Annotated in this window: 24 protein-coding genes; 6 read left to right on the plus strand and 18 right to left on the minus strand. The window is 42.1% G+C overall.

Features of this window, described 5'->3' with window-relative positions; genetic code table 11:
* The first annotated feature begins 192 nt into the window (after positions 1-192).
* The 4 genes from IGI41_RS09690 (at position 193) to IGI41_RS09705 (ending at position 3428) form a co-directional block, all read left to right on the plus strand.
* Positions 193-1143, plus strand: a complete 951-nt coding sequence (locus IGI41_RS09690; RefSeq protein ID WP_430609585.1) for an ABC transporter substrate-binding protein — start codon at positions 193-195, stop codon at positions 1141-1143.
* A gap of 136 nt (positions 1144-1279) precedes the next feature.
* Positions 1280-1429 carry a 50S ribosomal protein L33 gene (gene rpmG / locus IGI41_RS09695; protein WP_005229384.1) on the plus strand — a complete coding sequence of 50 codons (150 nt, stop codon included), beginning with the start codon at positions 1280-1282 and terminating at the stop codon, positions 1427-1429.
* A 235-nt stretch (positions 1430-1664) separates the two neighbouring features.
* Positions 1665-3017, plus strand: a complete 1353-nt coding sequence (locus IGI41_RS09700) for a Y-family DNA polymerase (RefSeq protein WP_430609587.1) — start codon at positions 1665-1667, stop codon at positions 3015-3017.
* A gap of 132 nt (positions 3018-3149) precedes the next feature.
* Complete coding sequence (locus IGI41_RS09705; RefSeq protein ID WP_430609588.1) at positions 3150-3428, plus strand: hypothetical protein; 279 nt, start codon at positions 3150-3152, stop codon at positions 3426-3428.
* Between the two features lie 37 nt (positions 3429-3465).
* Here the strand turns inward: IGI41_RS09705 and IGI41_RS09710 are convergent, their stop codons facing one another.
* From IGI41_RS09710 to IGI41_RS09720, 3 genes are all read right to left on the minus strand, one after another.
* Entirely contained in the window at positions 3466-3924 is a 459-nt protein-coding gene (locus IGI41_RS09710; RefSeq protein WP_430609589.1) for a hypothetical protein, read from the minus strand.
* 130 nt (positions 3925-4054) lie between these two features.
* Entirely contained in the window at positions 4055-5272 is a 1218-nt protein-coding gene (locus IGI41_RS09715; protein WP_430609590.1) for a CCA tRNA nucleotidyltransferase, read from the minus strand.
* A complete protein-coding gene (locus IGI41_RS09720; RefSeq protein ID WP_430609591.1) occupies positions 5259-5609 on the minus strand; it encodes a nucleotide pyrophosphohydrolase in 351 nt (116 codons plus the stop codon). Before IGI41_RS09720 ends, IGI41_RS09715 begins: the two co-directional genes overlap by 14 nt.
* Positions 5610-5748: 139 nt before the next feature.
* On the opposite strand from IGI41_RS09720, the gene IGI41_RS09725 reads away from it, so the two are divergent.
* Positions 5749-6654 (plus strand): YitT family protein, encoded by a 906-nt coding sequence (locus IGI41_RS09725; RefSeq protein ID WP_430609592.1) that lies wholly within the window; start codon positions 5749-5751, stop codon positions 6652-6654.
* 105 nt (positions 6655-6759) lie between these two features.
* Here IGI41_RS09725 and IGI41_RS09730 read toward each other — a convergent pair whose 3' ends face one another.
* From IGI41_RS09730 to IGI41_RS09800, 15 genes are all read right to left on the minus strand, one after another.
* The gene (locus IGI41_RS09730) at positions 6760-7317 is read right to left on the minus strand and encodes a YpiB family protein (RefSeq protein ID WP_430609593.1); all 558 of its coding nucleotides are present in this window, start codon (positions 7315-7317) and stop codon (positions 6760-6762) included.
* 9 nt (positions 7318-7326) lie between these two features.
* Complete coding sequence (locus IGI41_RS09735) at positions 7327-8586, minus strand: tetratricopeptide repeat protein (protein ID WP_430609594.1); 1260 nt, start codon at positions 8584-8586, stop codon at positions 7327-7329.
* Entirely contained in the window at positions 8587-9636 is a 1050-nt protein-coding gene (locus IGI41_RS09740; protein ID WP_430609595.1) for a hypothetical protein, read from the minus strand.
* Between the two features lie 154 nt (positions 9637-9790).
* The gene (gene ilvA, locus IGI41_RS09745; RefSeq protein WP_430609596.1) at positions 9791-11044 is read right to left on the minus strand and encodes a threonine ammonia-lyase IlvA; all 1254 of its coding nucleotides are present in this window, start codon (positions 11042-11044) and stop codon (positions 9791-9793) included.
* Between the two features lie 12 nt (positions 11045-11056).
* Positions 11057-12046, minus strand: coding sequence for a ketol-acid reductoisomerase (ilvC, locus tag IGI41_RS09750; RefSeq protein ID WP_430609597.1), 990 nt, complete (start codon positions 12044-12046; stop codon positions 11057-11059).
* Positions 12047-12094: 48 nt separating this feature from the next.
* Positions 12095-12571: an acetolactate synthase small subunit gene (gene ilvN / locus IGI41_RS09755; RefSeq protein ID WP_430609598.1), complete on the minus strand. Its 477-nt coding sequence runs from the start codon at positions 12569-12571 to the stop codon at positions 12095-12097.
* Between the two features lie 2 nt (positions 12572-12573).
* Positions 12574-14274, minus strand: a complete 1701-nt coding sequence (ilvB, locus tag IGI41_RS09760) for a biosynthetic-type acetolactate synthase large subunit (protein WP_430609599.1) — start codon at positions 14272-14274, stop codon at positions 12574-12576.
* Between the two features lie 2 nt (positions 14275-14276).
* Positions 14277-15962, minus strand: a complete 1686-nt coding sequence (ilvD, locus tag IGI41_RS09765; RefSeq protein ID WP_430609600.1) for a dihydroxy-acid dehydratase — start codon at positions 15960-15962, stop codon at positions 14277-14279.
* A 526-nt stretch (positions 15963-16488) separates the two neighbouring features.
* Complete coding sequence (locus IGI41_RS09770) at positions 16489-16764, minus strand: HU family DNA-binding protein (RefSeq protein WP_054116463.1); 276 nt, start codon at positions 16762-16764, stop codon at positions 16489-16491.
* Between the two features lie 233 nt (positions 16765-16997).
* Positions 16998-18308, minus strand: coding sequence for a ribosome biogenesis GTPase Der (der, locus tag IGI41_RS09775; protein ID WP_430609601.1), 1311 nt, complete (start codon positions 18306-18308; stop codon positions 16998-17000).
* A gap of 166 nt (positions 18309-18474) precedes the next feature.
* Entirely contained in the window at positions 18475-19689 is a 1215-nt protein-coding gene (rpsA, locus tag IGI41_RS09780) for a 30S ribosomal protein S1 (RefSeq protein WP_430609602.1), read from the minus strand.
* A gap of 202 nt (positions 19690-19891) precedes the next feature.
* On the minus strand, positions 19892-20572 hold the full coding sequence (cmk, locus tag IGI41_RS09785) for a (d)CMP kinase (RefSeq protein WP_430609603.1): 681 nt from the start codon (positions 20570-20572) through the stop codon (positions 19892-19894).
* Between the two features lie 99 nt (positions 20573-20671).
* Positions 20672-21292, minus strand: a complete 621-nt coding sequence (locus IGI41_RS09790; protein WP_430609604.1) for a LysM peptidoglycan-binding domain-containing protein — start codon at positions 21290-21292, stop codon at positions 20672-20674.
* A gap of 72 nt (positions 21293-21364) precedes the next feature.
* Positions 21365-22747 (minus strand): RecQ family ATP-dependent DNA helicase, encoded by a 1383-nt coding sequence (locus tag IGI41_RS09795; RefSeq protein ID WP_430609605.1) that lies wholly within the window; start codon positions 22745-22747, stop codon positions 21365-21367.
* Positions 22741-23739: a helix-turn-helix domain-containing protein gene (locus tag IGI41_RS09800; RefSeq protein WP_430609606.1), complete on the minus strand. Its 999-nt coding sequence runs from the start codon at positions 23737-23739 to the stop codon at positions 22741-22743. The genes IGI41_RS09795 and IGI41_RS09800 overlap by 7 nt, the downstream gene beginning before the upstream one ends.
* 25 nt (positions 23740-23764) lie before the next feature.
* On the opposite strand from IGI41_RS09800, the gene IGI41_RS09805 reads away from it, so the two are divergent.
* Entirely contained in the window at positions 23765-23980 is a 216-nt protein-coding gene (locus IGI41_RS09805; RefSeq protein ID WP_430609607.1) for a ferredoxin, read from the plus strand.
* Positions 23981-24022 lie beyond the last annotated feature (42 nt).

Raw genomic sequence — 24022 nt, forward strand, 5'->3', positions numbered from 1 at the left:
AATTTCCCTCGATCATATATACTGATAATGATTATCAATTATCCTTGTTTTTCTTTCATTCGTCAATAGCTGCAAAAATAATCTATTTCACTGATTGACAAAAGTCATTTTCTTCGTAATAATACGATTAAAGATTGAGAATCATTCTCATTTGATGAATGTACGCTCAGTTTAGAACAAAGGAGGAAAAAAATGAAACATTTATTCAAGAAAAAAAGTTGGGTTGCTTCTCTTTCCTTGCTTTCCCTCGTCGTATTGGGTGCATGTTCAAGTAACCACACAACAGACAGCACTGCCACTTCAAGTTCGGCAGTAGAAACGACATTAACAGATGCCGCTGGCAATGATGTCACAATCCCTGCCGATCCTCAGCGCGTGATCGCAAGTTATCTCGAAGATTATCTGGTCGCCTTGGGTGTGACCCCAGTTGCCCAATGGACCGTGGGCAATGACAGTGACCAAGCATATCTGCAAGACAAATTAGCAGATGTACCAAGAATCAGCTATGATTTACCTTATGAAGATGTTTTGAGCTACGAACCAGATCTGCTATTGATGGACAGTAATTCAATGGTTGAGGGTGATAAATATGCCCAATATAGCAAAATCGCCCCTACCTATGTCGTCACAAATGGCGAAGATGTAACTTGGCGCGACCGTCTAAACGATATTGCCAAAGTCTTGCACAAAGAAGATCAAGCGAAACAAGTAGAAACAGATTATGATACGTTGATTGCTTCAACAAAAGAAACGTATGCAGATAAAATCGAAGGCAAATCAGTTGCAGTCTTATGGGTCGTCAATAATTCTGCTTTCATGGTTGCGCAAACCAAATCAAGTGGCCAATTGTTGTATCAAGAACTTGGTTTTTCAGTACCTAGCCTAGTCGCTGAAGTCAGTGAAACAGCAACAGCTGACTGGTCAGCTGTTTCTCTAGAAAAACTTGCAGAATTGGATGCTGATTATCTGATCTTGGTAAACAGTGATGAAGGGGCCGACTTCTTCAACGATCAAGTGTGGCAAAACCTCAAAGCGGTCAAAGACGGGAATCTATGGGAATTTGGTCCGGAATCAAGTTGGCTATACAATGGTCCGATCGCCTACACCAAAATGATTGAAGATATTCAAAGCAAATTAAAATAAACCTGATACAAATTTCGTCAAGTAGTTTTACTTAACAAATTTTACAAAAAGACTGGCTTTCCCTTTTAAATCATGCTATTATATTTTAGTCTGAGAGATTTCTTAGAGGATTCTTGAATGGTGAGGGGGGAAAATCATGCGCGTAAACATCACATTAGAATGCACTTCTTGTAAAGAACGCAACTACTTATCTAACAAAAACAAACGTAACAATCCTGATCGTTTGGAAAAGAAAAAATATTGCCCACGTGAAAGAAAAGTTACTTTACACCGTGAAACAAAATAATACCAGCAAAAACCTCGTCAAGGCCGATAATCAACGCCTTGGCGATTTTTTTGTCGTTTTATTTTAGCAAGTCTCCCACAGCGACTAATGCTTTCCCATTATTAAGTTGTAAGAACGATTCTTTTTATACATAACGATTCATCGAGAGGCTCTTTTTCTCTGGCAAATGACTGCGTACGCGTTCGCTTTACAATCAGAACGTTTGTTCGTATAATTTGAATAAGAGGTGATAAAAATGGGCGGTTTTAACTATGAAAAAGAACCAAAAAGAGACATTTTATTTATTGATGTCAAAAGCTTCTATGCCTCTGTCGAATGTGTTTCCTTAGGAATGGATCCTATGACGACCATGCTTGTTGTGATGTCTCACTCAGATAATACCGGCAATGGATTGGTTTTGGCTGCTTCACCAATGGCAAAAAAAGTTTTAGGTATCACCAACGTTACCCGTAACGACAATATGCCCGTCCACCCAGATTTGATCAAAGTACCCCCACGGATGAGTTTTTATATCAAAGAAAATACCAAAGTCAATAACGTCATTCGCAAATATGTGGCCGAGGAAGACTTGATGCTGTATTCCATTGATGAATCAATGATGGACATCACCCGCAGTATGGATCTTTTTTTTCCGGACACGACATTTTCCCGGACAAAAAAACGCTGGGAGTTTGCCAAAATGATCCAACAAGATATTTATCAAACAACTAAATTATATGTAACTGTGGGCATCGGGGATAATCCTCTACTCGCTAAATTGGCGTTAGACAATGAATCAAAGCACAATCAACACCTGATTTCAGAATGGACCTATCAAGATGTACCAAATAAGGTGTGGCGGATTTCTCCTATGACTGACTTTTGGGGCATCGGTCATCGAACCCAGAAACGCCTGCATTTAATGGGCATCGAATCGATCGAGCAGTTGGCACAAGCAAGTCCTGATTTTTTACGCAGTCGAATGGGCATCATTGGCGAACAGCTTTATCATCATGCCAACGGAATCGATCGCACGATTCTTTCTGACCCTACGCCACAAGTCCTTGAAAAAAGTTACGGCAACAGCCAAGTGTTGAATCGTAATTACTACTTGCAAGAAGAAATCGAGATCGTGATCAAAGAAATGGCTGAACAAGTAGCTGCACGTATTCGACGTCATCATTGTCAAACAGCCTGTATCCATGTTTCGATCGGTGTAGCTTTCGGAGAAACAGCCAGCGGTTTTTCACGGCAGATGAAAATCCCACCGACCGACAATTCCCGTAAATTGGTCGCGCATTGCTTATTTTTGTTTCGCAAATATTATACCGGACAAGTCACACGTCACGTAGGGATTACCTATTCAAAACTGCTGTATACCGAAAATATTCAATTAGACTTATTCGAAAATGCTGAAGAACAGCTGCAACAGCACAAATTAGACTTGATCATTGATAAGATTCGTGAAAAATACGGTTTTACAGCAATCGTCCATGCCAATAGTCATTTAGAAGGTGCTAGAGCAATTGCCCGCAGCAAACTCGTTGGTGGGCATGCGGGCGGAATGGATGGCATCTCAAATGTTGGACCGGAAAAAAAGATATTATAACGGTTGATGGCCGAAAAAATGAACATAACCCAAATATTTTTACACATACTTTAAGATTTTGGAAAAAATAAACAAAATCCACCTGTCACTGTTCTTTCTGGGGTATCTTACTATGTAAGGAGTGTTGAGCAGATGAAAATAGACAAAATCGAATACAAGCGCGTCATTAATAATGCGGGACATCTTGAATACGATTTGCTGCAGTTTCTAGAAAAAAATCGCGGCAGCGCTGCTGCACAAGAATTGAAGCAATCAGAGATCGACTATTTATTGTCAGAGGACATCCAGCATCGTGTCATGCAACACGCCCGCAAAAGTCTCTTCGGTGATACAATCATTATCAAAGACCACTTGGCTGAAGATTATCTTTTATTGAAAAAATATACAGAAATTTTCCAGCAATCATTATAAAAAAACGCAGAACTCAAAGTTCTGCGTTTTTTGGTTCTTATTCTGAAAAGTGTTCTCCATAAACATCTTCAACCGTTTGATTCGGATCGATGACGATGTACAAGCTCTTCGTTTTTTCACTGATTTGTGTTGATTGGTACACATTATCCAATCCTTCAGTATCTTTATCTTTATAAGGGAAGTAAACCAAATCAGGTGTGCCATTACGATAAAGAATTTCCATTCTCTCGATGTCTTCATATTTCAACGCCCGAGCAAACATCCCTAATTCTAAGCCACCCAAGTTGATATCGTGTGTTGCTACATGATCGCCTTCTTGGAAAATTTCGATTTTGAAACCAGCACAAGGATGAATCTCAACGAACTCACTACCGTGGATACGACCAAAACTAGTTGTGATTTGTTTGATCCACAAGTCACCGATGTAACGACGTTCGATCGTCCATGTTTCTCCATTACGGAAATAGAATTTTAAAGCTTTCATATCTCTAGCCATGACAAAACGCTCCTTTTCATTAGTATTACATTTCAATTCTAACACATTGTATGAATTCAAACACAAATTAACTTTGCTATTTACGGACTTTTTTCGTAAAACAGTTGATTTTTTTGATTCTCCTCAAAAGTCAGCCCTCTAAATGTGCAAGACAGTCTTTTGCATATACCAACAAGTAATCACTTTGATTGGCTATCTTACCAGTCACAACTGCCTCTTCCAGCGCTTGCAATACTTCTTTCAGCCAAGGACCTGAAGGACGATCAAATGCCGTTAATAAATCGCGGCCATTGATGGCTAAATCTTGTAATTGATGGATCGGCAAGGCGAGATAGCGTGCTTCAACCTCAGCGAGTTGACTATCTTTACCAACAAGTGGCAATACGCTTTCGACAAGGCGAATCGTAGGTAAACCAGCTTGATACAACGCCATATCAGTCCACTCCCCTTCTTTGCGGAGCAGCAAAGCTTGATAACCTGCTTGCACTTGACGAATACACGCATTTGAACACTTCCACGCCTTTAAGAATGGCCGCACATCGCTGACGTCTAATTGCAGTTGATCCATCAGCAATACCCAAGCTGCCTCTTCATTCATCAGTGGTAACGTTGGTAAATCCGCCATGCGCAGCAACGCCTCGCCATAGGGACGTAAACCTGGACAATATTGATAGCATTCTGTCGCAACGAAGGCTTTTAAAGCTTGGTCCCGATGCGCGCCCAGCAGCATCTTGATAAACTCGATCATCACTCTTTCTACCGATATCTTCGCCAACAAAGCATGATTTTCTTGAATTGCAAGGCAGGTCTGCGCCTCTAGTTCAAATCCTAGTTGACTAACAAAGCGCAAGCCCCGCATCATCCGCAATGCATCTTCGTGAAATCGTTCTTGCGGATTGCCAACGGCACGCAGCACTTGATTGTCTATATCTGCCAACCCATCAAATAAATCGATGATTTGACCATCTTTTTGGAGTGCCAAAGCATTGATCGTAAAATCACGTCGTTTCAAGTCTTCCTGTAACGAACGAACAAAGTCGACCTTATCTGGTCGACGGAAATCTTGATACGTTGCCTCGGTGCGAAACGTCGTGATTTCGTATTGTGCTTGTTCCCACAAGACAAGGACGGTGCCATGTTCGATCCCAATATCGATCGTGCGGGGAAACAATGCTTTGACTTCTGCCGGAAAGGCACTGGTGGCAATATCGACATCATGGATCGGTTGATTTAAAATCGTGTCGCGGACACTGCCACCGACAAAATATGCTTCAAAACCAGCCTCTTCGATTTTTCGCAACAGAGGTGCTGCTTGGATAAAGGCCTCTGGTAGATTATTCAGCTTCATATTTTTGACCATCTTTTCTCTCAAAACGATATTTGTCCCGCTGATTGAATTTTTGCATATTCGTTTGAAATACTTCCGTTAAATCAATATTTAAAGAATTGGCCATGATCATTGTTACAAAGAGAACATCACCTAACTCTTCTGCCACCGTTTTTTCTGCTTCTTCATGCTTCTTGCTTTTTTCACCATAATAATGGTTGACCTCTCGAGCAAGTTCACCAACTTCTTCTGTCAGACGCGCCATTTGTGCGAGGGGACTAAAGTAACCTGCTTTGAATTGTTGGATATATGCGTCAACTTCTGCTTGCATTGACGATAAGGATTGTTTGTCTGTCATCTTCTTCACCCTTTCCCTGTTATCTTACCAAAAGATTCTGTCTCTGCCTAGATACCCGTCTTAGGGTCATTTATTGTACAATCCCTCAATTCGTGCTACATTTGTACATGTGAATTTATTTAAAGCGAGGGGGAACAGTATGCGTACTTTATTTTCATGGCGAACAGTTCGCGATATTGTCTTGATATTATTAGGCACCAGTATTTATGCCTTTGGACTTGTGTATTTAAATATCCCAAATGACTTGGCTGAAGGCGGTGTGACTGGGATCACCTTGATCATGCGTGCATTATGGGGAATCAATCCAGCCTATAGTACACTGATTTTGAATATCCCGATCATTTTGATTGGTGGTAAGATTTTAGGGCGACGGTCATTGATCTATACCATATTGGGCACCTTTGGTCTGTCTTTTTGGTTGGCTTTTTGGCAAACAATTCCCTTTGCCATCGATTTACAGCATGACTTGCTGATCGTTGCATTACTTGCCGGTCTAGTCGCTGGGATCGGCAGTGGGATCGTTTATAAAGTCGGCGGTACCACAGGCGGTGTCGATGTCTTGGCACGTATTTTAGAAAAAAACTTTGGTGTGACGATCGGGCGCTCATTGTTGATTTTTGATGTATTTGTTTTGCTGCTTTCCTTGTCTTACATTGACCTGAAGCGGATGATGTACACCTTGATTTTCTCTTACGTCTTTTCTCGTGTCATTGATTCGATTCTCGATGGCGGTTATTCTGCAAAAGGTATATTGATCATCAGCAATCATACTGAAGAAATGGCGCCAGTACTGATGGATGAACTTGAGCGAGGCGTCACATTTTTGCACGGCGAAGGTGCATACGCTCGTGTAGATAAACAAATCATTTATATGGTGGTCAGCGGACGAGAAATCTCAGAGGTCAAACGAATCGTCCATGACTTTGATGCACAAGCATTTGTTTCTGTCATCAATGTCCATGAAGTAGAAGGCGAAGGATTTACCTACCTACGACCTAAGTCACGCTTTTTACAACGCAAAACAAATCCTGCAAAGACAAAATAAAAGGATGAAAGAATCAGCCCTGATTCTTCCATCCTTTTTCTTTGTTGTTCATCGTAAAATTGAAGGGATTGCCAACCAATTATTTTGACCAGCACCTGTCTTTTTTTAATGACTGCTTTCTTTTTGTTGCAGCAGATATCGATTCACTTCATCAGATAGTTCAAGAAAAGCATCACGGTCCCCATCTTCAAGAGCCATATCGATTTGTCGATACAAGGCATCGATTTTGGTTTGCATCTCTTCTTCCGAGAGGAAGCGCTGAACATTTTCGGTCATTTCTTGGTCTAAATGATCATTCCAACGATCATTCGGGTTGTCTTCCAAAACAGCTAGATAAAACGCGTGGCTCCATGCATCCGGAAACAGACATTCCAAGTACAAAGGCTTTTTCCAATTCATACGTATCTCGTGAAAAATCTGATCAATGTCAAAAAATGTCTGGCCGGCAATCGTCAATACAAAAGGTTCACCGCCAATCTCAGTACTGCGGACACTTAGCCCACGGTCAGTCAATGCAGCCCCTTCAACAAAATGAACATTGTTCAAGATTGCCTCATGATTCGCTAAATAGTTCAAGACCCAAGACACTTCGCGGCGACTAAAGGACACGGTCGAAACAAGCCAATTAAGAAACTTTTTCTTTTCTTGTACATTGATGTTCATTTCTCTCACCTATCTTTCCAGAAGGTCCTCCAAAATGGATTGTACTTCTAAATCACTGGGTTCGTGTGCCAAATAATGTTGCAGGATTTGTTTTGCTTCAAGTAATCTGCCTTCTTCTCTTAAGAAGAGGCCATATTCTTTCATAAATGCAGGTTCGTGATGCAACGCTTCATTGGCTTCTTCGTAATATTTGGCAGCCAAATCAAAATCTTCCATCGCATTATAGGCTTGTGCTAAATTCCATAATGCATGGGGTTGTTCATTGTCTTCCATTTTTTCAATGGCTAAAACAGCTTCTTGCCAACGTTCTTCATTTAGATATAAATTGCTGAGGGTCAAAAGGGTCTCATCTTCTTTTTCACCTGTTTCCAATGCTTTCAGCAAGTAACTTTCAGCTGCCTCGCTATCATGCAAACGATACGCATTTTCCGATGCAAAGTGATAAAAATCGACTTGGTATGGATCTTCATTGATCCCCTCTTCAATGACCCGTTGTGCTTCTTCGAGTTGTTCTTCTTCTTGTAAAGCTTCCGCCAAATAAAGATAGACTGCACGGTACTGTGGGTTCATCACCCGCAATTGTTGCAAATAACGGATTGCCTGTTCATTTTCCTTGAGTTGCAGATAAACTAGTGCTGTTTGAAACAATCGTTCATCGGTTTGGTTCTCTGCCAAACTCGCTTCAAAATAGTCTACTGCTTCTTCAAAACGTCCTGCCATACTTAATGACGTACCCATCCGTTCCACAACAGAGATACCAGATACATCGGAGATATCTTCCGCTAACAAACCTTGATAGAGATCGACTGCTTCTTGATACCGGTCTGTCGTCATCGCTAATTCCGCCAAAGCAAAACGGATCAATGGTTCTTCCGTCAGCAGAGATTGTGCTTCTTTCAACTTGGCTTCGCTAACTTCCGGAATACCAATCATTTGATACAAATCGGCACTAAGCAGCAATGCTTGTACATAGGCCTCACTGTTTGCAGAAATTTGATCAAGATAAGTGAACGCCGTTTCGATGTCATCGTTTTCCATAGCGATTTCTGCTAATGGCAGTAACAACGCCTCATTCTCAGGGTGTCTTTGCTGCAACGTTTGATATAAGGTTTTGGCTTCTTCTAAAAAGCCGATTTCAAGTAATTCCCCACCCAGGGCATCTAGAGTTTCATCATCATCTTTTTGCAACGCTTCTGTAAAATTCAACTGCGCTTTGGCTAAATCTTCTTCAGCCAAAGCCTTTAACATTTTTTCGCTATATGTATCCATCTAATTCCCTCTAATCTGCTTGATTAATTGTTCATAAGACGTAAGTGTCTCCACTAAGTCCGCTTCATTGACAGCAACTCTGCCCCCTATTGTACCAACTTTTGACAAAAATAACAGGTTTTTTTCTTTTTCCTGCAGTTCTAGCACATGCGTCAAATAGTCGCTGACCGAAAAGCTTGCCGGCAATTCTACAGGGTACCCCAAACGATAGAGCCAACGGCCAAATTGATCGAGATCGACTGACAGTTGCTGTTGATTGACCGTCCACATGAAATGAAACAATAAACCATAGAACATTTTCATCGTATCCGATAACAAGTGACCATTTTCAGTTTTGTAAAAAGCATCCGTAAACAATTGGCCAAATTCTTCTAAACAATCTCCTTGCCGTTGATAAAGTTCGATAACTTTGTCAGTATACGCAGCAAAAGATTGTTTCATCATAACAGATTGATCAGGATAGCGTCGATACAATTCCCTTATAAAGTGTGAATCTCCTACTAATCCACAACGAATCAATAGTAAAAAATCAACGATTCTACCTTCTTGCTGCTTATCAGCAATCGTTTGGTCATAGATTACTTGACTCGGTCTATTAGGATTTTCCAACATGGGAATATCTGGCTTTTTGACTACGATAGCACGCGCTTTGACGCTTTTCGCCAATCCGCGTAAGGACACCGGAATCAACCACAATTGCGTATTTAAGACAGCAGTTGCATGGATAAAACTGCTCAACGCCATAATCCCTTCATTGCCAAATCCTACGATCAATAACTGGCTTTGTTTTGGGTAATTTCCCAAAAATTCCATTCCATGGGTAAATTCTGTAAAATTATTACAATAGACTTGATTGGTACATATATACCAACTAACCTCTTTTGGCATGAATAAACGGGTCAGCTTTTCATAAAAACGATCGTAGTAGCGCTGATTGGTAAAAATGATCACTTGTTCAGCAGCTATTGCCTGTTCCCGTAAAACAGAAGCCAATGTCTCACCATATAAAATAGTTGTTTCCTGTTGCCCACGAGAAAATAAAAATTCCATAACCGGCCTCCTATCACTTGTATCTATTATACCAAGAAGGCGCTTAAACGCCTACTAAATCGCTAGATCTGTGCGTTGGTACATGTTCAGAAGACAACAAAAAAATGCCTCATAACTGACAAACAGTCTGAGACACTTCATTGAATCCTTTGTGTTAGACGAGCAATGAATATAAGGATTGATTGTTCTGCAGATTGATGTATTGATCATCAAAAGCGTCAATACGTGCCAATAATGCCTCTAGATCGGACTTGCGCTTCAGCAAGATGCCCAGCATGACTGGTCCTGTTCCACGATTGATTTTTTTGGTGTATTCAAAACGTGTGATATCATCATCTGGTCCTAGCACATGGCTGACAAATTCTTTAAGGGCCCCCGGGCGTTGCGGGAAATTGACAATGAAGTAATGCTTTAACCCTTGGTAAATCAAAGACTTTTCTTCAATTTCAGCCATCCTAGAACTATCATTGTTACCGCCGCTGATCACGCAAACGACGGTTTTGCCTTTAATTTGCTCTTTGATCAGATCCAGCGCTGCGACACTTAACGCACCTGCTGGTTCAGCGACGATGGCTTGTTTGGTATACAGCTCAAGAATCGTTTGGCAAATAGCACCCTCTTCAACTGCCAAAAGTTGATCCACGTATTGTCTGGCATGCTGATACGTAAGGTCGCCAACCTTCTTGACGGCTGCACCATCTACAAATTTTTCAATCTTCGATAAAGCAATTGGTTTTCCTTGATCAAAAGCGGCTTGCATCGAGGCAGCACCTACGGGTTCGGCACCAATGATTCTGACATGGGGGAGCCTTCCTTTCAAATAGGCGGCTGTGCCACTGATTAAACCGCCGCCACCGATAGCTGCCACAACAAAGTCGATTTCTCTTTGTTCCTTCACTGCATCTTCCAGTATTTCAACCGCTAAGGTACCTTGCCCTGCAATGATCGCCGGGTCATCGAAAGGAGCAATGAAGGCCATCTGATTGTCGGTGGCAAAGCACTGCGCGGCTTCAGACGCAGCGTCAAAGGTATCACCTACCAATTTGATTTGAACAAACGACCCACCAAAAAACTTCACTTGATTGATTTTTTGTTGCGGTGTCGTCGTCGGCATATAGATCACCGCTGACAATTGCCGTTCTTGACAAGTATAAGCCACCCCTTGCGCATGGTTGCCCGCACTTGCGCAGACGACACCTCGCGCAACCTTTTCTTGATTTGCTTGGGCAATTGCATAATAGGCGCCTCTTAATTTGAAAGACCGGACTTTTTGCAAGTCCTCTCGTTTCAACAGAATCGTAGCATGATATTTTTCAGATAAAAAACGATCATATTGTAAAGGTGTGCGGCTGACGACTGGCGCCAATGCTTGATAGGCTTCTTCGATATCATTGACAGTAACAAACAAATTATTCCACCTCTAGTCTTTTGAAACAAATGGCATCATTTTTCTTAATTCGCTGCCGACTTTCTCAATTTGATGGTTGCCATTTTCTTCTCGCATTTTATGAAATTCCGGGAACCCATTTTGATTATCTGCGATAAAGCCTTTGGCAAATTGGCCATTTTGGATATCCGTTAACACAGCTTTCATATTGGCTTTGGTTTGATCTGTGATAACACGTGCTCCAGATACATAATCTCCATACTCTGCGGTGTTAGAGATGGAGTGGCGCATCTTTTTGAATCCTCCTTCATAAATCAAATCAACGATCAGTTTCATTTCATGACACACTTCAAAATAAGCCAATTCTGGTTGGTAACCTGCTTCTACTAACGTTTCAAATCCAGCTTCAATCAGACTCGTTAATCCGCCGCACAAGACAGCTTGTTCACCAAATAAGTCAGTTTCCGTTTCTTCTTTAAACGTAGTTTCTAAAACACCGACCCGGGTTGCACCAATTCCTTTAGCATACGACAATGCCGTAGCTTGTGCTTGTCCGCTGGCATCTTGATAAACAGCGAATAAAGCCGGTACAGCAAACCCTTCAGTAAATGTCCGTCGCACCAAATGCCCTGGACCTTTAGGTGCAACCAAGAAAACATCGACATCTTTTGGCGGTGTGATGACATCAAAATGGATATTGAATCCATGGGCAAAGGCCAATGCATTGCCAGCAGAAAGATTCGGTTCGATTTCGTTTTTGTACAAATCACCTTGGATTTCGTCAGGCGCTAAAATCATCACTACATCTGCTTTTTGAACGGCTTCAGAAACAGGGTAAACAGCAAAGCCATCATTTTTCGCAGCATCAGCTGACTTTCCTTCTCGAATCCCGATAAAGACTTCGTGTCCGGTATCTCGTAAGTTTTGTGCGTGGGCATGACCTTGTGATCCGTATCCGATAATGGCGATTTTCTTGTCTCCTAGATTATCTGTGACTTCCTCATTGTAATATACTTTTACCATGTCTGTTTCCCTCCGAATTCTTTCTTTATTAAAGCAATATGATTGCATTTAACCTCTTGTAAAGCCAGTCACACCAGTACGTGCTAGCTGTTTGACTCCATATGGCCGTAAAACATCGATACACGCTTCGACTTTCTTCGTGTCACCGGCAACTTGAACCACGATCGTTTTCAGCCCCACATCAACAATATGGGCCCGAAAAGGATCGATCACGGCTTGGATCTCTGAACGTGTTGTTGTTGGCGCATTGACTTTGATCAATACCAGTTCACGCTCGATATGGGGATCCTCTGTAATATCTGATACTTTCAAGACATCGATTTGTTTGTTCAATTGCTTGATGACTTGTTCGGTTTCCGTCAATTGATCAACATTGACAATGATCGTCATACGGGAAAAATCCGGTTGTTCGGTGACACCGACTGAAATACTTTCAATATTGACTTGCCTGCGATTCAGCACGCTGGTGATGCGACTGAGTACACCTGCTTCATTGTGGACGATTGCCGCCAACATACGTTTCATGGTCAGACCCCCATCATTTCATGATTTGCTTTACCCGGCGGAATCATTGGCAACACATGCTCAGAGGTCGACACCATCACTTCGATCAGTTGTGGCCCTTCTTGGGAAAAAGCAACTTCTAAATCAGAGACGAGTGTTTCATTTACTGCAATCCGTGTACCTGCTATGCCATATGCTTCAGCCAGTTTAATAAAATCTGGTTGCTGATTAAACACCGAAGCCGAGCGTCGTTTATCATGGAATGTTTCTTGCCATTGCCGAACCATTCCCAAGGATTGATTGTTCATCAAGATAAACTTCACATTCAGTCCATACTCATTTAGAATCGCAAATTCTTGATTAGTCATTTGAAAACCGCCATCCCCAACGAAAACCACGACCGTCTTATCAGGATGCGCGAACTGCGCCCCGATACCAGCAGGAATGCCGTAGCCCATTGTTCCTAATCCGCCACTTGTGATCAGTTGTTTCGGAAACTGAAATGGATAAAATTGTGCCACCCACATCTGATGCTGACCGACATCCGTCACGACATACGCTTCTCCGTTGGTGATCCGTCCTATTTCTTCAACGACTCTTTGGGGCTTGATTTCTTCATTCTGTGTGCGATCATACCGATAAGGTTTATCCGCTTTTCGGGTTTGACAACAAGCGACCCATTCTGCCCACTGATCAGCACGCGGTTTGTAGTGCAGCATTTGCAACAGTGCTGATTTGGCATCACCCACTATAGGAATCTTTGTTTCGACGATTTTGCCGATTTCTACAGGGTCGATATCGATATGGGCTACGATTGCTTGTTTGCCAAACTGGCTGCCTGCAGTGGCCAAACGGTCATCAAATCGTGAGCCAATGTTGATGATCAAGTCGGCTTCTGATAATGCCATGTTCGATGCATAGGTACCATGCATCCCTCCCATCCCTAAAAACAACGGATGATCGGCCGATAGCAAACCCAACCCTAATAGGGTCGTGACTGTAGGTATCTGATACAGTTCAACAAAACTTTGCAATTCTGCCGCTGCTTCTGCTGCAATCACACCAGCCCCGGCTAATACGACCGGCCGTTTGGCTTTACCAAGAACTTGCATCAATTTCTCGATCTGCAGCATAGACGGGTCGATAGTAGGCTGGTAACTTTTGCGTTGTACCGGTAATGGAAACTGAGCTGCTGTTTCTTGCAAAGTTATATCTTTTGGCAGATCGATCACGACGGGTCCTTTGCGACCGGTATCCGCAATGTGAAATGCTTCTGCAATCACTTTAGGTAAATCATCGACACAACGTACTTGGTAGTTGTGTTTTGTGATAGGCAGTGTGATCCCCAGAATATCCGCCTCCTGAAATGCGTCCTTGCCGATGCCAGCAGTGGCGACTTGTCCTGTGATCACTACTAGTGGCACTGAATCACTCATTGCATCAGCGATCCCTGTCACAACATTGGTCGCACCGGGACCACTTGTCACCAAGACGACCCCTACCTTGCCTGTGGCTTTAGCGTAGCCTTCAGCCGCATGAATCGCGCCTTGTTCATGACGCGTCAAAATATTGGGAATAGCTGCATCGTAGAGCTGATCATACAAAGGCAATACGGCACCGCCAGGGTAACCAAAAATCATTTCTACACCTTGCTCTTGTAAACTATCGACTAAGACTTTGGCACCTGTTCTTAAGTGATCGGAACTGTATTCGATATTTTCCATTGCTATTCCTCCTCTGGCACGCGCATCACGCCGCCGGTATTTGCTGATGTAACGAGTGCTGTATAACGCGCCAACCAGCCTTTTTTGACTTTCGAGCGAAATTTTGGTCTGACAAGCGCTCTTTCTTGCATCTCTTCATCGGAAACGGCTAAATGAATGGTTCTGTGCACCAAGTCGATCACGATTTCATCACCATCTTGGACTAACCCCAATGGACCACCAGCTGCGGCTTCTGGCGAGATATGTCCCACTGCAATGCCTCGTGTTGCGCCAGAGAAGCGGCCGTCTGTGATCAAGGCGACATCTTTGCCTAGTCCTCGACCGACAATACTCGATGTAGGCGCCAGCATTTCTGGCATCCCTGGCCCCCCCTTAGGTCCCTCATAACGGATCACCACCACATGTCCTTTTTGAACTGTATGATCATCGATCGCAGCGACTGCTTCATCATGAGAATCAAAGCAAATGGCTTTGCCTTTGAAAACATGGATACTAGGATCGACACCGCCCACTTTGATGACACTGCCTTCAGGTGCGATGTTGCCATATAGAATCGATAAACCGCCTACTGGACTATACGGATTTTCTTTTGGATGAATCACCTCTTCATTATGGATGACAGCATTTGCGACATTTTCTCTTAACGTCTTACCAGTGACCGTGAGACGATCCGGATGAATCGCACCTTCGATATCAACCAATTGTCGAATGATTGCTGATACCCCGCCAGCTTCATGTACATCATGCATCGAATATGCTGATGAAGGAGCGATTTTGGATAGGTAAGGTACCCTTTTTGCAATTTCATTGACCCGTTTCAAGTCATAATCGATTTCCGCTTCACTGGCAATAGCCAATGTGTGGAGTACAGTATTGGTTGACCCTCCCATCGCCATGTCCAATGCAAACGCATCATCGATGGCTTCTTTCGTGACAATGTCACGAGGTTTGACTTGTTGTTTGACCAGATCCATCAAATGAAATGCTGCTTGTCGAACCAATTCTCGCCGCTCATTGGAGACAGCCAAAATCGTACCATTGCCTGGCAAAGCCAAGCCTAAGACTTCTAACAAGCAATTCATTGAGTTGGCAGTGAACATGCCAGCGCAAGATCCACAGGTTGGACAAGCGTTTTGTTCCATAAACTCAAAATCGGCTTTCGACATTTGTCCATCTTTATAAGCACCGACTGCTTCAAACATGGATGACAACGTGGTTTGATGCCCCCGTGGATCGATTCCTGCTTTCATAGGTCCGCCAGAACAAAAGATAGCCGGTACATTGGTGCGCATTGCAGCCAAGATCATTCCTGGGGTGATCTTGTCGCAGTTGGGAATATAGAACACACCGTCAAACCAGTGGGCATTGATGACTGTCTCTGCCGAATCAGCAATCAGCTCTCGGCTGGGCAGCGAGTACCGCATCCCGATGTGTCCCATGGCGATCCCATCATCGACACCGATCGTATTGAACTCAAAGGGGATACCGCCAGCTTCTCTTATGGCTTCTTTGGCGACATCCGCTAACTCTCTTAAGTGGACGTGCCCTGGTACGATATCAATATATGAGTTGCAAATCGCTATAAACGGTTTATTCATATCGTGAATATTTTTTACTTGTCCTGTGGCATACAGCAAACTTCTCGCTGGTGCTGCATCAATTCCTTTTTTGATCTGATCGCTTCTCACCTTCACCATCTCCTACAACTTTGTATAAAAAAAAGCATCCCGGTTATAAAAACTGGGATGCTTTGTCAGAATCCCATTTTACTTACGCAAATAGGACTAAAACAAACGGATGAATTTTGCTTCCGTGTTCTAAGTCCTGGTCTCAATAATAATGACTAATAAATATTGATTGTAATTGCGCATGGAAAATGGCTCCTTCATGAGAAAATATGTTGTTCTTGTAATTGTTTAACAATATACCTCTTAAAAAAATCAAAGTCAACAAATTTTCTGAATTATTTTTCAATGATTACAATTTCAGAGAGTTATTTTAATCAAGGTTTCTCAATGAAAAACATAAAAGAAAATGGAATAATCCTTGTCCTATCAATGTGAAAGCGGAGAAATAAATACAATAGTTGCGTCAAAACAGTTATTTTAAAATAACAAAAGAATCATATTATTTTTTTGAATTTTCTGAATATAAATCCTTTTCAATTTCCACAAAAAAAAACCCTTGATTACTCAAGGGTTTCACAAGACTCAATTATTTCACTGCGTCTTTAAGAGCTTTACCTGGTTTGAATGCAGGTACTTTGCTAGCAGGGATCTTGATTTCTTCACCAGTTTGTGGGTTGCGTCCTTTGCGTTCCGCACGAGAACGAACTTCAAAGTTACCAAAGCCGATTAGTTGAACTTTTTCACCGTTAGCTAAAGCCTCTTGAATTGTAGAGAATACAGCGTCTACTGCTGCAGTTGCGTCTTTTTTAGTTAAATCAGTAGCTGATGCAACTTTTTCGATTAATTCTGCTTTATTTGCCATGGATAATTTCACCTCCTGATCATTTTTTTGATGTCATACATCAACAAAAATCTTGAGTGGTCCAAGTTTTTGTCAAATATTGATTACCATCAATATTCTGATATAACGTTATCATAAGAACCTTGTAATATCAAGGATTTTAACGTTTTTGACCTGCTTTTTTTTGGTTTTTTTGCTTTTTTCTAGAAAAGAAGAGCTTTCTTTGTAAAAAGAAACAAAGTGTGTTAAAATTCTTATTTTCTTTTCCGAGGAATGATTCTGATCGGTGTTCCTTCAAAGGTGAATGCCTTGCGAATTTGGTTTTCCAAAAAGCGTGCATAGGAGAAGTGCATCAGTTCTTCTTCGTTGACAAAAATAACAAAAGTTGGCGGTTTGATTGCAACTTGCGTTGCATAAAAAATCTTCAAACGTTTCCCTTTGTCCGTTGGTGTCGGATTGATTGCAACAGCATCCATGATGACATCATTCAACAAGGCCGAAGGAATACGCATATTTTGGTTCATGCTCACTTCTTCGATCAATGCTGGTAATTTGTTCAACCTTTGTTTTGTTACCGCTGAGACAAAAATAATCGGTGCATAATCTAAATATTGGAATTCATCTCTAATCTCTTCTTCAAAATCCCGTAATGTATTGGTTTCTTTTTTCAGCGTATCCCACTTATTGACGACAATGATGATACCACGTCCTGCCTCATGCGCATAGCCGGCAATACGTTTGTCTTGCTCGCGAATCCCTTCTTCCGCGTTCAAGACCATCAAGACGACATCTGAGCGTTCAATGGCGCGCATCGCACGCATGACACTATATTTTTCAGTGGATTCATATACTTTGCCTTTTTTGCGCATACCGGCTGTATCGATCATTGTGAACTCTTGTCCTGTTTCACTAGTAAAATGGGTATCGATCGCATCCCGGGTAGTTCCTTCAATCTCAGAAACAATCACACGTTCTTCGCCTAAAATCGCGTTGATCAGAGAAGATTTACCTACGTTTGGTCGGCCGATCAAACTGAACTTAATGATAGACTCATCTTCTTCTTCCGTTTCATCAGTAAAATGCTTGACTGCTTCATCTAAGACATCACCAATACCCAAACCATGACTACCTGATATTGGATATGGATCGCCTAAGCCTAATGTATAAAACTCATAAATATCAGCACGCATCTCTGGATTATCCACTTTATTGACAGCCAAAATCACTGGCTTATTGCTCTTATATAACATACGCGCAACCATTTCGTCGGCATCTGTCACGCCTTCTCGTGCACTTGTAATAAAAACAATGACGTCTGCTTCGTCGATTGCTATCTCAGCTTGATGTTTGATTTGATCCATAAACGGCTCATCGCCTAAATCGATCCCGCCAGTATCGATCACACTAAAATCTCTGCCCAGCCATTCACCTGTGGCATATATCCGATCTCGGGTCACTCCTGGAGTATCCTCAACGATCGAAATGCGCTCTCCTGCTATCCGGTTGAAAATGGTCGATTTCCCCACATTCGGACGCCCAACGATCGCTATTGTTGGATTTGACATTTTTTACCCTCCATTAAAAAAACTGCATATATGATTACATGCGGTTTTGTATTCAATCTTACTTAGTTTACCTAAAGCTGCGTAAAGTTGCAAGCCTTCTAAGAAAACAAAAAACCAGCTTATAACAAATTCAAACATCGAATCGTTATAAGCTGTCTGCATACAATTACTCTTCGTCGCTATCTTTTAACGCATCGCCCAAGATGTCACCCATAGTGAAACCTGTTGATTCTTCAGGTAATTGGTAATCATCTTCATCGGTTTCTTCTTGTGTATCCGCCTGCTCATTTTTTTCAAGAGCTTTGATACTCAATGCGATTCGATGTTCAGCAGGATTGACTTCAAGCACTTTTACTTGAACTTCCTCCCCTTCTTGCAAGACTTCATGTGGTGTGGCAATATGTTTGTGTGAGATTTGTGAAATATGGATCAATCCTTCAACACCAGGGAAGACTTCTACGAACGCACCAAAACTTGTCAAACGTTTGACCGTACCAGTCAATACGCTGCCAACTGCTGCTTGTTCTTCAATATTATTCCAAGGTCCAGGCAATGTATCTTTGATCGATAATGATACCCGTTCTTTATCTGCATCAACAGATAAAACACGTACTTTAACCGTATCTCCCACTGACAATACATCAGATGGTTTGCCCACATGACCATGAGAAATTTCTGATACATGGACTAAGCCATCGATACCGCCTAAATCGACGAAAGCACCAAAGTCAGTCAATCGGGCAACTTTTCCTTCGATTTCTTGTCCTTCATATAAATCAGCCAAAATCGCTTCTTTTTGTTTTGATTTTTCGGCTTCAACAACCGCTTTATGTGAGAGAATCAACCGGTTTTCAGAAGGTTCGATCTCTACGATTTTAAAGGTCAATGTTTTCCCTTTATATTCTTCAAAGTCAGCCACAAAATGGTCTTCCACCATTGAAGCTGGCACAAAACCGCGTACACCGACATCTACGACCAACCCGCCTTTGACAACGTTCGTCACAGGTGCTTCGATGATTTTGCCCTCTTGAAAGTCTTTTTCGATATCTTCCCATACTTTCTTGGCATCTAAACGTCGTTTAGATAAAAGATAGCTGCCGTTTTCTTTGTCTTTACCGATTGCTGAGATCACAACCAATTCTAAGACATCGCCCACTTTCACTACTTCGTTGATGTCTTCGACAGGTGAAGTAGATAATTCTTTCGCCGGAACTACGCCTTCAACGCCGGCACCTTCGATACCGACGATCGCTTGGCGATCTTCAATGGCTAAAACCTCGCCTTTTACGATATCCCCTACATTTACTTCTTGGAAATTATCTAAAGCAGCTTCCATTGATTCATTTCCGTTATCAACCTGTTTATTTTCAAAATCTGTCATCTCTCGTGTCCTCCTAACCAACAATTCTGCATAATTGCACTACATCTTTTAGTTTAAAATAGAATGCAAAAAAAATAAAGCGATTTCTCTTATTTTCATAAAAAACTCGTGTCTTTTTGACTTAGAAATCTTTTCGTGCCAGTTTTCTCTAGATTTTCTCTATTTTTCTGACTAAAAATAAAAAAACAGTGGGAAACACCCACTAGTTTTTTTCATACCCTTTTTCCTTGATTGTCTGTTTAATGGCTGCCACGACTTCTTTGATCGACATACCGGAGGTGTCGATGCGCACAGCATCTTCGGCCTGTTTCAATGGTGAGACTGCACGATGAGAATCTAAGTAATCTCGTTGCTCAATTTCTTGTTTCAACACATCAAAAGTTGTATCGATCCCTTTTTCTTGATTCTCTTTAAATCGACGTTCTGCCCGCTCTTGTACACTTGCCACCAAGAAAATCTTGACCTCTGCTTGCGGAAGCACAGCGGTTCCGATATCTCGGCCATCCATGACGACTCCGCCCTCTACAGCGATGGCTTGTTGTTGTTCTACAAGTTTCTTTCTAACAGCCGGATGTGCCGATACCTCAGAAACAGCATTGGTGACTTCTGGCTGACGAATCGCCTCCGTCACTTCCTCTGTGCCGACAAAGACATCTTGTCCATCTTTTTTGGGCTTAAAGGTGATCGGATATTGATCGATCAATGCAGCAATAGCCGCTTCATCGTCAAGTGCACATCCTGTTTTTAATGCCAGATAAGTAATGCTTCGATACATTGCCCCCGTATCGGTATATACAAAACCTAGCTCATTTGCAATGATTTTTGCCACGGTACTTTTGCCTGATGAAGCCGGTCCATCAATCGCGATATTGATTTTTTTCATTCGTTGATTGCGCCTCGTTTCTGTGCAATGATCGAAAATAGTTCATTGATCTTTGCTTCAATTGTCTCATTCAAGAAAAAAAACCGCCAAAGCGGTTTTTTATTTAATTCGTAGTGTATCACCTGGGTATAGCATAAAATTATTTGGATCGATACCGTTCAATTCATACAATGTTTCCACTGAAATACCATTGCGGGCAGCGACTTGCTCTGGTCCCTCACCAGCTTGTACAGTTGTATATTGTTCTGTCGTCCCTTGATCCGTTTGGGTGTTGTCATCAGCCGCGCCATTGTTTTGCTCTTCAGAAGATGCACTGCTTGACGGTGCTGGAGCAGAACTGCTGCTTGATGATGTGCTTGATGAACTAGACGACGAACTCGATGCACTAGATGATTCGCTTGTTGATGAGCTAGTAGACTCTGTTGTAGATGATTCTGTCGTCGATGATTCTGTTGTGGATGAAGCCGTGCTTTCTGACGTGCTGCTGTCAGCCACTACCCCAGAATCATTATTATGATTCAAGACCCAGATCCCTGCACCTACAGGAATAGCCACGATCAAGAAAAGCAAAACTAGCACGATCGTCAAAAAGAGTGAATTCCCCCGTTTTTGTTGTCGATGTTGTGATCTTGATGCAGAATCTTCATATTCTGTATCATATATTGGTTGTTCCCACGGTTCTTGATTTTCTGAATTATAGTTGTTGTCTTTCTTACTCACTCGTATTCCCTCCTAGTATCGTTCCGCTGTATTATACCATAGGTCAATGAAAACTGTCCTGCAAAAACTAAATCAATTTACATCTTTAAACATTTTTAGTAAAAGGGCGCGCCAAGTATCTTTTTCTTCTGTAAAAACCTTCTCTTTTTCTTGATCGATCGTCAACCCATCGTTATCGCAACAAGGATCGATCGATTGCGATTGCTCACCAAAATACTGCAGCAAGAAGGTTCGTCGGCAGGTCTCCAAGTCGATATAACGCAGCATTTCTCTCAACTTTGATCGTTTGTTTTGTTCATTTTGTGCTACTACTTGCTGCCACTGATCAATACCCAGCTTACGGGTTTTTTGCAGCCACTTTTCTTGCAGCGGAGTCAATGTTACTGCCTGATTGGTATCATAAGCACCAACAAGTTGCTTGATTTGTTCTTGGGTTTCCCGCTGAAAGAAATAATGGATCTGCTCATCATGGGCTTGATACAGTAAAATAGCCCGACTTGCCAAGCCATCCCGGCCAGCTCGGCCGATTTCTTGGCTATAATTCTCTAAGGAATCTGGCAAGTCATAATGAATAACAAAGCGGATATCACTTTTATTGATCCCCATGCCAAATGCATTGGTTGCCACCAACAATTGCAACTGATTTTGGGAAAATTGCTGTTGCAGCATTTTTCGTTGATCACTGGCCAGTCCACCATGATAAAAGCCGACGGCGTAGTCTTTTTTTAAGGATCGATAGACCTCTTCTACTTGATTTCGCGTGGCACAATAGATGATTCCTGCTCCATTCAACCGTTTTAAATAAGATTGCAGCGTTGAAAGCTTATCCGTTGTCTTTTCAACGATCAGCCCGATATTGCTGCGGTTCATTGAATAACGGAAAACCGCAACCTCTCCTTGCAATAGATATTTACGAATATCGGCCTCCACTTCTTTAGTCGCTGTTGCCGTCAACGCCAGCGTCGTCGGAAAATGTAATTTCTTTCTGGCGTAAGCCAAGTCAAGATATTCCGGACGAAAATCAATGCCCCACTGAGAAACACAATGGGCTTCATCCACCACGAACAAAGCAATCGGCACATGACTCAAGCGGTTGATGACTGATTCTTGTAAGAGCATCTCTGGGCTTAAAAATAAAAATTTATACATATGTAGATGTTCAAGAACATAGTGCCTGTCCATGCCGGTCAGCTGACTGTTGAAAGCAATCGCTCGTTTTTCTCCATGTTTTTGCAAGCCAAATACCTGATCTTCCATCAAAGAAACCAAAGGCGAAACAATAATGACTAGGCCTTCTAACAGATAGCCGGGTAATTGATAGCACAGGCTTTTCCCGTTGCCTGTCGGCATGATGGCCAATGTATTTCGTTGATGCAGCACACTTTCGATGACTTCTTTTTGGCCTGCACGAAATTCTTCAAACCCAAAATAGTGTTTTAAGTCATTTTTTAACATTGGATTCCCTTCTTTTGTGCAATTTGAAAGAGCCGGATCGTCAAAAAATCTGCCCCCAGCATTTGTTGCAATTCTTGATAGCGGTACCGCCATGAACAGACAGGCAAATGAGTATATATCTGACGATCAAAGCGTGTATAGGGAAAGTGTTCGTCTAACAAAGCCCACTCAATCAAATGGTCATTGACAGTCCCTTCTTTTAAATTTCTTTGGCGCATGATATCTTTGACAGACAAACCATTTTGAAACAATCTTCGTGTATCAAGCATGCTTTGATTCAAATTCCGTTGCAAAAAAGGCGCCAAGATGCGGGAAAGAATCGGTGTTTTCTGATTTTCTACATGGGCGATAAATCGTTGGATGGCTGCAGCCGTGTACAATTGGTCCCACGGTTGTTGCTGATAAAGATCAGGGACCAACTGAAAAAATGTTTTCCCTAAAACTTGCGGTCCCGTCAACGTACCCGCCAAAAAGTCTGCTGTTTCAGCAGGCAATCGTTCAAAGACTTGCCAGAGTTCTTGAAACAAATTGTTTTTTACATCAGGTACTTGCTGCAGAATATGCCTGACAGGTTCTGTATACATTGGCGTGTTTTCTACTGGGATATAGTGATTGGTCACGCCTTGATAGCTGACTGCTTGGACCAGCAAGCACAGCAAACGCCAAGACTCTTGCCATGTTCGTCCATACCGATAATAAGAGGCTTGTTCGAGTATTTGTTTGTACGGCAAAAGAGCGTCTTTGAAATCCTCGTCTGTATTGAGCAACCCTTGTTGATCAGTTACCAAATTCCCCTTGTTCAACAAATAATCGATTCGTTGCTGAAAATAGGCCTCGTCTAGGTCAGGCAGCGCCTGAAAAAGACCCAACCGATCATAAAAACAACCATAACTTAGTACTGAACTGGTACGTTTACCTACCAATAACTGATAAAGTGTTGATGGTCGCAACTTGTCACTGTGCGCAAAGAGCGCTAAAATAAACACATCCATATTTGCCTCCAGAAAGGAAAGTCTGATGTCACAACGCTGTAAAATCATCCCAGAACGGTGTATCGCTTGTGGACTATGCGCCCTTTATGCACCGAATATCTTTGACTATGATGAAGACGGAATCGTCTTATTTGCCCAAGAACCCACCGCTCGCCAACAGTTTATCATAGATGCAGAACAAGAAAAAGTCCAAACTGCCTATCGTAAATGTCCAACGCGTGCGATTATTTTAGAAAAATAAACCATAAAAAACCCACAAACAGTCGCTGCTTGCGACGATTTG

The sequence above is a fragment of the Enterococcus sp. DIV0876 genome, assembly GCF_050529585.1.
Classification (GTDB): Bacteria; Bacillota; Bacilli; order Lactobacillales; family Enterococcaceae; genus Enterococcus_D.